General features: G+C 33.0%; 14 protein-coding genes and 1 pseudogene. 8 read left to right on the top strand and 7 right to left on the bottom strand.

From position 1 onward, the window contains the following. The first annotated feature begins 21 nt into the window (after nt 1-21). The 3 genes from CDOM16188_RS03345 to CDOM16188_RS03355 are packed head-to-tail and all read left to right on the top strand — an operon-like array spanning nt 22 to nt 4,608. Nucleotides 22-1,977, top strand: coding sequence for a hypothetical protein (locus CDOM16188_RS03345; RefSeq protein ID WP_172198793.1), 1,956 nt, complete (start codon nt 22-24; stop codon nt 1,975-1,977). A gap of 1 nt (nt 1,978) precedes the next feature. Further along, on the top strand, nt 1,979-4,114 hold the full coding sequence (locus CDOM16188_RS03350) for a vWA domain-containing protein (protein ID WP_172198796.1): 2,136 nt from the start codon (nt 1,979-1,981) through the stop codon (nt 4,112-4,114). Then, nucleotides 4,114-4,608, top strand: coding sequence for a thermonuclease family protein (locus tag CDOM16188_RS03355; RefSeq protein WP_172198799.1), 495 nt, complete (start codon nt 4,114-4,116; stop codon nt 4,606-4,608). The genes CDOM16188_RS03350 and CDOM16188_RS03355 overlap by 1 nt, the downstream gene beginning before the upstream one ends. A 9-nt stretch (nt 4,609-4,617) precedes the next feature. Here the strand turns inward: CDOM16188_RS03355 and CDOM16188_RS03360 are convergent, their stop codons facing one another. After that, the gene (locus CDOM16188_RS03360; protein ID WP_172198802.1) at nt 4,618-5,019 is read right to left on the bottom strand and encodes a hypothetical protein; all 402 of its coding nucleotides are present in this window, start codon (nt 5,017-5,019) and stop codon (nt 4,618-4,620) included. Nucleotides 5,020-5,300: 281 nt separating this feature from the next. Here CDOM16188_RS03360 and CDOM16188_RS11265 point away from each other — a divergent pair. From CDOM16188_RS11265 to CDOM16188_RS03385, 4 genes and pseudogenes are all read left to right on the top strand, one after another. After that, nucleotides 5,301-6,449 (top strand): annotated as a pseudogene (locus CDOM16188_RS11265) (RtcB family protein). A 3-nt stretch (nt 6,450-6,452) separates the two neighbouring features. After that, nucleotides 6,453-6,974, top strand: coding sequence for a YopX family protein (locus CDOM16188_RS03375; RefSeq protein ID WP_172198835.1), 522 nt, complete (start codon nt 6,453-6,455; stop codon nt 6,972-6,974). A gap of 2 nt (nt 6,975-6,976) precedes the next feature. Further along, nucleotides 6,977-7,174 carry a hypothetical protein gene (locus CDOM16188_RS03380; protein WP_253908122.1) on the top strand — a complete coding sequence of 66 codons (198 nt, stop codon included), beginning with the start codon at nt 6,977-6,979 and terminating at the stop codon, nt 7,172-7,174. Then, nucleotides 7,164-7,655 (top strand): hypothetical protein, encoded by a 492-nt coding sequence (locus CDOM16188_RS03385; protein WP_172198841.1) that lies wholly within the window; start codon nt 7,164-7,166, stop codon nt 7,653-7,655. The genes CDOM16188_RS03380 and CDOM16188_RS03385 overlap by 11 nt, the downstream gene beginning before the upstream one ends. Nucleotides 7,656-7,680: 25 nt before the next feature. Here the strand turns inward: CDOM16188_RS03385 and CDOM16188_RS03390 are convergent, their stop codons facing one another. The 6 genes from CDOM16188_RS03390 to CDOM16188_RS03415 all read right to left on the bottom strand — a co-directional run bounded on the left by CDOM16188_RS03390 (nt 7,681) and on the right by CDOM16188_RS03415 (nt 12,677). Next, the gene (locus tag CDOM16188_RS03390) at nt 7,681-8,034 is read right to left on the bottom strand and encodes a hypothetical protein (RefSeq protein ID WP_172198844.1); all 354 of its coding nucleotides are present in this window, start codon (nt 8,032-8,034) and stop codon (nt 7,681-7,683) included. Nucleotides 8,035-8,045: 11 nt separating this feature from the next. Then, nucleotides 8,046-8,411 carry a hypothetical protein gene (locus tag CDOM16188_RS03395; protein ID WP_172198846.1) on the bottom strand — a complete coding sequence of 122 codons (366 nt, stop codon included), beginning with the start codon at nt 8,409-8,411 and terminating at the stop codon, nt 8,046-8,048. Between the two features lie 421 nt (nt 8,412-8,832). Then, nucleotides 8,833-9,783: an acyltransferase gene (locus CDOM16188_RS03400; protein WP_301538602.1), complete on the bottom strand. Its 951-nt coding sequence runs from the start codon at nt 9,781-9,783 to the stop codon at nt 8,833-8,835. A gap of 3 nt (nt 9,784-9,786) precedes the next feature. After that, nucleotides 9,787-10,563 carry a hypothetical protein gene (locus CDOM16188_RS03405; protein WP_172198850.1) on the bottom strand — a complete coding sequence of 259 codons (777 nt, stop codon included), beginning with the start codon at nt 10,561-10,563 and terminating at the stop codon, nt 9,787-9,789. Between the two features lie 63 nt (nt 10,564-10,626). Further along, nucleotides 10,627-12,207: a hypothetical protein gene (locus CDOM16188_RS03410; protein ID WP_172198852.1), complete on the bottom strand. Its 1,581-nt coding sequence runs from the start codon at nt 12,205-12,207 to the stop codon at nt 10,627-10,629. Then, nucleotides 12,207-12,677 (bottom strand): hypothetical protein, encoded by a 471-nt coding sequence (locus CDOM16188_RS03415; RefSeq protein WP_172198854.1) that lies wholly within the window; start codon nt 12,675-12,677, stop codon nt 12,207-12,209. The genes CDOM16188_RS03410 and CDOM16188_RS03415 overlap by 1 nt, the downstream gene beginning before the upstream one ends. A gap of 83 nt (nt 12,678-12,760) precedes the next feature. Here CDOM16188_RS03415 and CDOM16188_RS03420 point away from each other — a divergent pair, with 83 nt between their 5' ends. Next, nucleotides 12,761-13,039 carry a hypothetical protein gene (locus CDOM16188_RS03420; RefSeq protein WP_172198856.1) on the top strand — a complete coding sequence of 93 codons (279 nt, stop codon included), beginning with the start codon at nt 12,761-12,763 and terminating at the stop codon, nt 13,037-13,039. The last annotated feature ends 8 nt before the right edge of the window (nt 13,040-13,047 follow it).

Raw genomic sequence — 13,047 nt, forward strand, 5'->3', positions numbered from 1 at the left:
AAAAACAAAGAAAGGCTAAAAATGAGCAGTGCGCTTTTAAAAATTTCATCAACAAATGACTTTTCAACCATAGGACGAATACAGCTTGATAAAAAAAGCTACCTCATAGGAGTCCCTGTCATAATAGACTACATACCTGACCCAAGCCTTCCTGAAACAAGCAAATACACGGCGTTTTTCTGCCTTGACCCAAAGTCCGCTAGGGATTCGTCTGAGATGTATTTTGATATATCAATCGACACTTCAATTCCTAAATCCATCAAAGACGATATGAGAAATTATCTCTCAAATGGAAAAGACACAATAATAAGTATGATTCAAAAACAAAATCCTGCTCTTTTCAACAAAATCAACGATTTCTGTCTGGCTAATAAAAAGGGCAAATCAAGAGAGGTGGAAAAATCAATTATCAGGGCAATTATAGGCAGCAATGAAAAACCTCTAGCCCTTATGGGACTTCCCGGATATGGTAAGACAACTAGCCTTAAAAATATATTCTCAAGTATCAACTCAAAAAATCCCGAAGAGCTTTCTCAGAGGTATAATTTATCTAAAGAAGAAGGCGAAAAGTTAAAATTTTACAGACACACAAAGCTGATTCCGATAAATCCTCAAATGACGCTAGCTGACCTTATGAAACAAACGACCATTGCTCAAAACCCAAAAACGGGAAATACGCAATTAGTTTATGACAACGGCGTTTTACTGACTATTTTTAAAGACATTTTATACAATGGTGGCGGCGCAGCTGTTGTGTTTGACGAAATGGCTGATAACCCAAAGCTTTTTACGGCTTTAAAATCAGCGATTATGCCTGTTAATGGCTTTATGCACTTTGATTCGGTAACTCCTAGAAATTTTCTTACCATAGCGGGAAAAGACGGAATAGATATAAAAATTGATGACAAAGCCTACAAAAGAACCGTTGTGATGTTTGAAGTAGGGGAACGCTGCGATGGACTATATACGATTGATGATAGCGCAATTTCAGTAAAAAACGACTCTGTTTTTGTGGATGTTAATAAGATGACAAACAGACAAAAAGAGCTATTTTTATCAAGTATAACCAACGAAAGGACAGAAAAGACGAAATTTGTATCAGCCGGCGAAGATGATACGATAAAAAACAAGAACATATACGCAAATCAGCTAGTAAAAAGCGTTGCCGAAGGTCTTGTGCTACCTTTAATAAGCCAAGAAAAAGCAGAGGAGATTAGGGCATCATTAAATTCTAAAAACCTAAAGCTAATCAGTGAGGCAGTCCCTTATGCCATTAACGAAAATCACTTTAAATTAGCCATAACCGGCAATGACAACGATGCAAATATTAGCAATGCAGAATGGGACAGATTTTCTGTTGTTAGAGTTGATGGAATTTCCTATGACGAAATGAAAGAAAATATAGCTATTCGCAGATTTGGCATCAAATCTGAGCTATTTAAAAAGTTAGATGCCATAAGCCCAGATGGTGCTGCCGTTAAAGAAGTTGTCAATGAAACAATCAATCTAGTAAAGCACATTTTTGATTTACAAAACAAAGGCGAGCTGCTTAAGCCCGAATACGACACAAGCAAAGAGCCTGATTATAAAACTAGCGTATTATCATCTCCTACTATGAATCCAAGACTAATCACTCATATTTTTAATATTTCAAGCAATATTGAGGATGTGATTGATGGATTTAAGAGATATTCTGCTCAAATATTGGGAGTTAGGGGATGTCCTGATAGCGAAGAAGCAGCAGAAATGGATATTTTTTGCGAAAACATAGACAAGCACGCAAAAAAGTTTGCTCAGGTTGCAGCAAAATACAATATAAAAACAAATTTAGGCAAAGATTCAGCAGCCCACATAATGTCCATACTGACACTTCCTGAAATGAAATTTGATGAAGGGGGCAGCATAAAAATAACCAAGCAGGAAGAAGATAACAAAATAGATTCTACTCCAGCTAAAAAAACCACTATGAAGATTTGATATGAACTTAACAGAAGCTGTTGCATCAACAAGAAGAAGTCAGCTAGCCACTTCAAATATAGCTAAAGCTTTAGCACTTGAAGCCTTTAATATTTTTGACGACCCGAGAGTAAAAAGCAACTTAGGATTTCCTGTTACTACGTATTTTTTTGATATAACTACGCTACCAAAAGAAACTCAAAAGATTTTGGAAGCCTTAGATGCAAACGCATCATTTGCGAGATTCAATCCACAAAAAAGCGTTTATGAAATTTTTGTATCAACCTTTACGGAAGATTTCTCAAACAAAAGATTAGACAGAAACGGCTTTATAAATTTTAGAGGGAAAAAGATAAATTTAGCAGATGATACTTTTGCCCTCACAAGAGAAATGACCCTTTCTGTTTTTAGACACGAACTTGCGCACATAATTATCTCAAATTTGATAAACCTAGAGAAATTAGACAAGCAAAGCGTTCCATTTTCTTTAATCAACATTGCAGAGGACGTAAGAGTTAATAGTTTTTGGAATTTTGATAAAAACTACCAAGTTTTATTAAATCCTCTTTTTAAAATTTCGCCTGAGCTTCAAGCAGAAAACAAGACAGGATATGATATTTTCTTTCCCGTCTGCGTAACACTCGATGACCCAAAATACTACTACAAAAGCCCAGACTATCCATTTGTCAAAGAAATTTTTAAAAGAATTTTAGATGCCGTCAGTATAAACGAAGTAGTAAGCATAGTAAAAGACTTCCTAGATGAAATGGAAAAAAGGCATCCTAAAGCAAAAATGACAAAATCAATGATGCAAGCAAGAGGTAAAGTTTCAGGCGGAGGAAAGGCTGACAGCGAGAAGAAAAAATCGGCTTTTGACGCTCCTGAAGATAGCGTAGTTGGTGAAAATTATGACGATGATGATGACGAATTTATAGACCCTATGGAAAAAATGGAAGAAGAAAAAAGCAAGCAGGATGTTTGGAGAATAGAAGAAAAGGAAGATGCTCAGGAAAAAGATATTAATTCTCCAGATATTTTATCTGACGAGGGCGACCTTCTTGGCGGTTTAAGCCCTGAAGAACAAGATGAGATTATAGACGAAATAAAAAAAGTTGCCGTAAAGATTAATGAAGATGGAAATTTAACAAAAAACAACAAAGAGAGTAAATTTCACGACAAAAAAACAACCAACAGGGATTCAAATTTAGAAAAACAAAAAGAAGGCAAAGGTTTTTCACTGCTTCCTAGCGCAAAATCAGTAGAAAAAGACGACATCGAGCTATCTATGTCCATAGTGAGGTCTTGCACTCAAAAAGCAAAACAAGAACTAAAAAAATATTTTCCATTTACAGAAGAGGATGAAAGTAGCGAATTTTCTAAAAATTTAAACAAAAGAAAGCTGCACACTCTGCCGTTTAATCCAACTTACGAGAATATCTTTTTAGAAAAAACAAACAAGGTAAAAGAGCCTGTTAAGCTGACTTTTTTCTTTGACCTTAGCGGCTCTATGTCTGGATTTCCCCTAAATACGGCAAAGCATTTGATTGCTGTATTGAAAAATTTACAAGATGCAAAATTTATAGATGTTGCGCTTGTATTTCACGCAAGTATTACAAAAAAAGATTACTGCACCATTGTAAAATTGTCCAAGCTAAAAGACAAGCCGTTTGAAAGAATTTCTGCAATAAAAACTCATTACAACGAAGCCTTTATCAATGCTTTACACGTAGCAAAAAGAGAAATTAGAGGATGGATAAAGGATTCTCGCTTTAATATATTTTTAACCGATGGGAATATTAATGATAAGGCAGAAGATGTGCGAGAAGCATTAAAAATTATAAATCAAGACAAAACGATAGGGATGTATATGGGGAAATATTACAATTCGGAAGGGTTAAGCGAATATTTTGATAATTATATTTCATACAACTACGGACGAAACACAGAAGAAGAAAACATAAGGGATAATGTGCTTAAAGAAGCCATAGACGCTATTTGTAAAATGGCAAATCCAGATATGAACGCAAGTGCGGTTATTAGACAAATATCAAAAAACGACAATCTTGTTACCTCATTTGGCAAAAGTAAAATTTATACACACAGCACAAAAGCTGACGAACCAGAGAAAAACACCAGAAGAAACAGGATAAAAATTTGATGAAATTTAAAAACATAAGTTTTTTGATATTATTATTTTTTTTAGCAACAAGCAATTTGCAGGCAATATCTTTTAATTTGTTTGGAAACAATGAAATATCAGGGAAGGTGATTTCAATAGCAGATGGTGATACCTTGACGATTTTAGACAAAGACAAAAGGCAACACAAAATAAGATTAGCAAGCATAGATGCACCTGAAAAATCTCAAGACTTTGGCAATGTTTCTAAGAAGTCATTATCTGATATGTGCTACGGACGCATAGCAAGCGTTCTAGTGAAAGATAAAGACAAATACAATAGGTCGGTAGGGGTAGTGTCTTGTGATGGTTTAGAAGCCAATTTAGAGCAGGTTAAACGCGGTATGGCTTGGGTCTATAAAAAATACGCTTCCGAAAGAAAATATTTTGAGGCTGAAGAAGAAGCAAAAAGTGCCAAAATAGGAATTTGGAGCAGGGCGGATTTAGTCCCTGCTTGGGAATTTAGAAAAAAATAGCCAACTTGTTTAAGCTCTTTCTGTATATTTTTTTATAAAATTTTTATATACTTTTTTGAAAACATTTTGAATTGCATCCTTGTTTGTTTTTGTGTATGCCTCTTTAGGAAAAAAGACGGTTATGGCAAGGTTTCCTCCGCCTTCTAGCTCAACAATATATTGAACGTAGTAATCGCTTGAGCAATCACCAAAGGCAAGAGCCAGAAATCCCTCTCGCCAAACTTCATCAATACTATAAATTGAACTTCTTTGAAGAGTGTTTGTGCTTAAATTTTCAAGTTTTTCACTCTTTAAAGCCTTATTTATCTTCTCAATAAGCTCTTCTACGCAAGCTTCAATTTCAATCTCTTTTTTTTCAACCTTATAATAAAGAGTGTAAGCTTGCTCTATTTTTCTAAGTAGTGTTTTCATTGTTTTGTCCTTTAAGGTGAGATTTGTTTTGTTAGAATTATTATAATATATTCTTACTTAAAATAATATAAAAATATATACAAAAAAGACAAATAGATAATCAAATAGATAAATTATTTTATCTAATAGATAAAATATTAAAGAAACATTAAGCAATAATCCTATATAATTTTATTGAAACAAAACAAAATCTTATTTGAAAAGGACAGAAAATGGAAAAGAATATAAACATCTTCGCGGAAGTGCTTGAGGATGAAGCCTTAAATCAATTCTATAAGGCAATGTCGCTACCTTGCAATGTTGCAGGGGCGTTAATGCCAGATGCCCACGCTGGATATACCTTACCTATCGGCTCTGTGATAAAGAGCAAGGATATGATATTCCCTTCTTATGTAGGCTATGATATAGGTTGCGGAATGTCTGCAATTAGAACATCTATTAAGGATTTTAAAACAGAGCAATTAGAAGTTTTAAAGCTTGAAATTTTATCAAGAATTCCTGTTGGTGCAGAAAGACACGCAAACAAAAAGAGATACCCAAATGAGTATAACCCAATAGCAAAATTTGCACAAACAGCCTTTAGAGATGTTGGAGTGTATCAGCTCGGAACTTTAGGCGGTGGCAATCACTTTATAGAGCTTGGGCAAGATAGAGAAGGTTTTATTAATATAATAATCCATTCTGGCTCAAGAAATGTTGGAAAGGTAATTGCCGAAGAGTATATGAAGTTGGCTGCAATCAAGAATACAGACGAAGAGCGATACGCGCAAGAATTTGATGCAAAGAATAGCGGGTGGATGCACCACAATCCAGAGGGCTACGAACGAGCCAAGAAAGAATTTATTTATCGCCGTGTAAGAGCCAGATTATCCACAAACACAGAGGGTCATTTTGGATTTGATATAAATTCAAAAGAGGGACAAGAGTATTTAAACGATATGAACCAAGCCCTAAATTTTGCATTAGACAACAGAGAATAGATGATAAAGAACGTTTTATTGTCTATGGAAGCGGTTTTTGGCAAGGTATCTACCGATAGATTTATAAACCGAAATCACAACCACGCAGAATTAAAGGATGGATTTGTAATTCATAGAAAGGGAGCGACTCACGCAGAAAAGGGTATGATGGGAGTAATTCCGGGAAATATGAAGGACGGATGCTTTATTGTTGAGGGACTAGGAAATGAAGCCTCAATTTGTTCTTCTTCTCACGGAGCGGGCAGGGTATTATCCCGCAATCAGGCAAGAGCGCAACTTGATATACAAGAATTTCACGAACTTATGAGAGGAGTAGTAACAAATCACACCGACAGCACCTTAGATGAATCGCCAAGAGCATATAAAGATATTTTTGAAGTTATGGAATTGCAACGAGAGCTTGTAAATACAATAGACTACGTAAAGCCTATCCTAAATATAAAGGGTTAAAAAATGAAACTAATGATGAATTTGAGCATCAGAGCTTGGCTTAAAACAGCCAAAATGATGAGAACCATTGAAGGTATTAGAATTCAAGGAAATGGCAACTATGAAATTTGCTTCAACAACAAAGAAAACGGAAGGCTCTACGAAGATGGACTAGGGGAGAATGAGGCTGTTTATCTCAACTCCCTCTCTGAAACAGATGAGAAATTTGAGCTTATGCTATCAACAGGATTGTTTGATAAAAATGGGCAAGAAATTTTTGCAGGAGATATAATCAAAGAGGGAAAATCTGTTGGCTATGTATTCTGGGGAAGTTCTGATGAGTCTATAAAAGCCGATGGATTTTCAATAAAATGGGGCGGAAACCCTGATTTTTTTAGCACCTCTTTAGGCGTTAGGTCTAATAAGGTAAAAATTATTGGCAATATCTTTGAAAACTTTGACCTGTTTAAAAGAAGTGAAGAAAAATACTCAGATATTGATGAAGAGCATTTTTTGCTAACAGGTAAGATAAGGACAAGAAAATGACAATGAAAGAACTAAGCCAAATAACTAAAATTCCATATATGACACTATCTCGATGGAAGAAAGAGGGCGGTTATAGAAGGAATTTATATTCTTTCCTTGAGGCGACAGACAAAAGTGTTTTGGAAAAATATTTTGGCTCTCAAGACGATAATTTCGTAAATGCGCATAAACAAAAGCAGGGCAAAAATTATGAAAAATGAAAATCCCTCAGAAAAAGAATTTAAAAATTTAGACGAAGCTTTTAAATGGCTAGAATCAGAGCCTGTCTTAAATGCTGAAGAAGAGCTAATCGAAAGCCTTTATGACACATCAGATATTCTAAAAACAGCCAAAAAGCAAAACAAATATCCAGACCAAAGAGCAGTGAGTAGGGCAGTAAAAGATTTTGCGGTCTTTGACGCACTGTTTAAAGAAACTCATCAAAATTTAAAGGACAAAAGCAAAAAAATTATCCCGGTAATTAACTCTCAAGATATAAAAGCAGGCGATTTTTTTATTATTAAAGGCGTAATGCTCTATGTTCAAGAAGTTGGAGAATTTTTTATTTCAGAAAATGGGTATAAAAACGCTCACATAAAAGTCATATATGAAAACGGCTGCCATACAGAAGAGCTTTTATTTAACTCTTTGGCGGCAAGACTTAGAAGTGTTGAATCGTATCAAGTAGTAGAGCAGGGTTGATTTTTACTATTTCTCTAAAAGTCAATCAAGCCAAGACCTCTTTAAGTTTTTTCACAAAAAAGCCTTTTTTAACAAACCAGCAATCACCCACAAAGAAATAGTGGTTAGCAACATTAAATTTGCCTATGCTCTCCAAGTCTTTTGCCTTAGATATTGTTATATTGTCGCCATTGTCATAATAGGGAAAACTATCATTTACTGTCGTTCCAACTTCATTTAAAGAGCCTAAGTCTAAAAGCTTTTTTATCTTTAAAGGATTGTTGTAGTATTTTAATAGAATTTTACCTATTTCGTTAAATCCTCCGTTTTTTCTGCAAATAACACCCTTAAACATTTTACTTCTCTCATTCCAAAGCCAAACCATACAGCTGTTATTCATTTTACACCTCTTTATGCTGCTCTTTGTTGAGCATCTATAATTTCGTAGAAAAAATCCACAAACGCAATAAGTTCAGGTAGTAACTCGTTGCTAAAAACTTCCTCTCTTGCCTTCATAGCTTCTTTTTCTTTGCCAAGAAAAGAACTCGTGTGTTCTATAAAAACACTTCTTATTTTTTGTGCAAGCTGCTCTGGCATCTTATAGTTTTTATTTATGGCATTAAAAACTTCAACGTCTATCGTTTCATAGTTGTTGATAGTTTCTATTAGAAGTTCAAGATGTTTTTGATTGATTTCAAAAAGAACACACCCTCTTGCAATCAGAAGAGTATCTCTAATTTCTGCCAAGTCAAAAAACAAAGATTTGTTTGTTCTCATTTCTTACTCCTCTTCATAAGATTTGTTTTATTTTTCAAATAATGACATAAAAAAACTTGTAAAAAACTTAATTTTTATATAAATTATCATTAGTTTTATATAAAACAATATAGAAATTATATATTTTATATGTTTTAATACGATAATTTAAATAAAAATATCAGTTTTTTATTTAAAAGATGTATTTTTTATAATTTTTTGACATTCTTGATACTTTTGGGCTACATCTCACTTTTTATATAAAAATATTGTAAATTTATATAAAATAAATACAAAAATATATAAAAAAATTTATTTTAATATAATTTATATGATAATTTATTTAAAAATACTTTGCAGAAAACATCAATATATATAATTAACCACAAAATAAATAAAAATGTATATAAAATAAATAAAAAAATATAAAAACTATAATATTTTATTTAATAATTCTATATTTGTTTATTATTTTATCAATTTTTAGAAAGAGAGCTGAAGTGATTATTGAGAAAAGCAAAACAAAAACTTTATCTAAATGTCCAAATATAAAATAAGACAAATAGATGAATAAAAAGTGGTTTAAAAATATATGGTAAGACAAATTGCCCATCAAAAAATTATACTTTGCTTTAAATTTAAAATGCTGATTCAGGGTGATAATGCTGAGTATAAAAAATATTGCAAAAATAGCCTCTCTGCTAAATCCGTAAATTTTATCAAAAGTAAAAATATAAAAAATTTGCAGCAAAGAGCATCCGACAAAAATAGCTATCTCTTTTTTGTTGCGTTCATAGAGCAACACTCCTAGATAAAAAGTAAAGAAATTTCCCGGTAGCAGCATATAATTAAAAAGATACGCCTTTTCAAACACTCCTAAATTTGCCAAAGAAAAAACGGCAAAACTACCAAAGGCAAAAATCCTAAGTATTTTTCTCTTCTTGAATACCAAAAGCAGACACAACAAAATATAGGCTTGTATCTCAACCCCTAAGCTCCAGAAAGGCGGAAGCAGGAAAGCAAAGTAAATATCATCTATAACTTTTATTTGATACAGGTCTATAAACTCAACGTAGTTAAGTGGGATAATGATATACGACAGCAGCACTTTTAATAAATTTGTGTCAAAATTTCCGTATTGTGTTGAAAGAAAAAAAATATAAGAGATGGTAAGGGTAATAAAATAGCTTGGATAAATTCTAAGAAATCTATCTTTTGCAAAAGAGATTGAATCAAATGAAAATACTTGAGTAAGAATTTTAACGCTTACATATCCTGCAAGAGTAAAAAAGCAAAAAACGGCAAATTTGCCAATGTCTAAGCCGTAAAATTTTATATCAAAATGAGATAAAACAACCAAAATTGCTAAAAAAAATCTAGTATATCCTAGCATATTTTAGAAGTATTTGTTTTGAAAATCCTCAACAACTTTTTTGGGGTCTTTATCGGAGTTTAGATTCTTTTCTAAGAATGCTATTGGTTCTCCTTTAAGTTTGTTGGCTTGAGTATTTATTTCAAGTTTGTCTATCCTAATAAAATTTGTAAGTGGTGAATAGGCAACATACAACTTATTGCTTATAGGTGTAAAAATAAACACACTAAAATAGCAGAAATTTACTACTACAAAGGCTACTAAAAAACCAAACAAAGAATTACTTAGTTTGTTTTCAGCAGGTTTGTCATTTGAAAAAATAGATAAAAGAAAACCCATTACAAGTAGAATACAAAAACCAACGGATAAAATGTTCCATATTGTGTCTGCTAGAAAAATATTTATCTTGAAGACACTAAAATAAGCAAGAGTGCTATATGAGATTAGCGCAAGAGCATATCCTGCAATAAAAGACTTGCTTGGCTTTAATATTTTTAAAAAGAAATTTCTTTTTGATAGAGGAGATTTTTTTAGCGCAAATAAAAAAATTGGTGTTGCTACTATAAGATAAGCGTATATCATAATAACAGCAAAATGGTTATATTCTGGATTAAATACCACAATACCAACCACGCCAAGTATTATTGAAACAACAAAACAAGCGATACCCACAAAACTCATATTCAGGCAAGATAAGTGCTGCTCTTTATTCGCTTTAAATAAAAAAACAATATAACAAATAAAAAATATAAAACTTAAAACAATAAGTATCAAAGATATATTGTTATAAATTTCTCGCATTTTAACATCTCCTGATTAAAAAACTACTTTAATAATACCAAAATCAATTACAATACTTATTTGCTACGCCTGTAAATCTTGCAAATAAGAAGCTCTTGCATCTTCTGCTGTGTTTGTATGTTGCAATCCGGCTTTATGCTCTTCGTTGATTTTATCCACAACATCCATTGCTGTTTCTATGCCGCGAGAATCAATCAGCTCCTCTATCTCATCAAAGGTAAGAGGCTTTGTATATTCTGCGGTATTAAACCTAAAATAAAGCTCTGAAAAGACATTGTTTTGCTTATCATCAACAAATCTAGCAAATAAGATGAAAAACAAATTTGCATAGTTATCAGATTGAAAAAGTCGTGATTGTCCATCGTTCTTTTTCTCGACTATCTCAATCGTTGAAAATTGCTTATAGTATTCGATTATCATACGTGTATCGTAGCTCTCAAGCTTAACAACAATAGTCCCGGCAGGCAGGTTCATAAACTGTCCAATTACCATACGGAACAAAACAAGAGTAAAGTCAGCCATAAGCATATCTATAATGTAGCCCATAGTCTTTTTGTCATTAAATATAGCTACTTTAGGTATGCCTTGTCCTCTGATGCGTTTCGTTCTGGCTCTTGACTTGGAAGACATATCATCAAGAAGGCTTAACACCCTCTTGCCTTCCTCCCTGTCTAAAAATTGTATTATTTTTTCCCTAAAATGGACATCTTGGGCTAGAGCATAGAACCTTTTAGCAAATTCCATTTTTGGATTTGTGCAAGCTCTATTAAATTCAAAAGCTTCCTCTTCAAGAAATTTTCTAAATTTTCTTTTTTTATCGTCCATATAAATTCTAATGGCATTAAGCGATAGTGTAACGTTATCTTCAAGAATGCCGTTTTGATTTTTTCTGAGCATATATGATTGAAAATATTTATAATCGCGGTTTTTGGATATTTTCTCTTCCTCTTTTCCGCCTTTTTGCTCAATTTTTGCGTTATGCTGCTGTATATATTCAGTAGGGAAAATGTCATCGTTTTGTCTATATATAACCGTATCATACAGTTTGCTTTTGGTAAGATAACCCTCTATAATGAAGAATAAATCGTCAAAATGCTCTTTTGAACGAAAAAGTCTTAAAATGCTCTCATATTCTTTCCCGAAGAGATATTTTCTGTCGTAAAATATGCTTAATTCTTTTACTCTTGAATAGCCGTCTTCTTTTTTGATTTCTTGATAAAAAAACTTCTTTTCAAGCTTTCTTAGGTAGCAAGCCTCAAATCCAATAGTATGTTCAAGGTCTTTTGGTATATAGAAAAATAGTTTAAATAACCAAAATGGCAAATTTAAAATTTTAAACCACAACTTGTCCCGGTGCTTTTCAAGAGATTTTGCTCCAACAAAAAGCCAAGCGACAAATAAGCAGCTAAAAATGGATATTAAAAAAACAACATAGTTAAAATCACCCTTGTAATCCTTGCCGAAGTAATCCGCAGGGCTGAATACGAATAGGTCTTTTGATATTAGTTTGCCTGAGAAGAAGACCATTATGATGATAGTAAAACCGACAGCAAAAAGAAGCTCAGTGCGGCGATAATCCCGGCTTATTTCATATTTGCCCTTTTTGAGCGATTCTACTTCACTATATGCGCCTTTTCTTGACATTATTTACCTTCTTTGACCTTTAATACGCTAATTTCATTTGTTAAAAATTTAAGACTTCCAGAAAGGTTGTTAAGCTCAAGTTCTGTTTCTACTAGCTTGTTGTATTTTTCAGCCTCATAAGAGGTTTGATAGACAGTAGCTATACGCTCGCTTTGCATAATTTCTTGCTCTATTGTATTTGCAGTCATAGGGATTGATTTATTTCTGATTGTTACATATTCGTCATAGATTATGTTCCATCTTCGTTCAAGTCTTTCTAAATTTTCCTTGACTCTATCCGTCATAACGCCGTAACTGTCGATAATGTCCATTGCGCAGCTTGTAGCCATAGTTCCGGTGCAGCAAGTAGCTCCGCCCGAACCCGGTATTGACACTTTAGGTCTGCCGTCATCAGGCTCTCTAGCATCATAACTTGCAGCAAAACTAAAGCTAGTTAAAATCAAGAATGAAAATATATATTTTTTTATCATTTTATTCTCTCTATTTATATAAGGTTGTTGCAATTATAACAAAAAAGCCATATAATTGCACTATATTTTTACAGGGGCGCAAGATGGAAAACAGAACAAATTTGACAAGAATTGAGAAGGTTGAAAAAATTAAAAGTGCAAGCAATAAGCTGCTCGATTTTATACTAAAAACAGAGGTTTTGAGCCCAAAGGAAAAGGCTGAATTTAAAGATAATATATCTCAGTTTTTAATAGATGTGGAAAAAGTATCTGTCGAAGAAAAAGACACTACTGCCAGAGAAAACTCCGATGTAATGCTAAATTTAATAATGGCTGATTTAAGAATAAAAGCACAAAAGATAAATTGTCCTCTTACAATCTAACAATCAAC

Source organism: Campylobacter sp. RM16188 (genome assembly GCF_012978795.1).
GTDB classification, from domain to species: domain Bacteria; phylum Campylobacterota; class Campylobacteria; order Campylobacterales; family Campylobacteraceae; genus Campylobacter_A; species Campylobacter_A canis.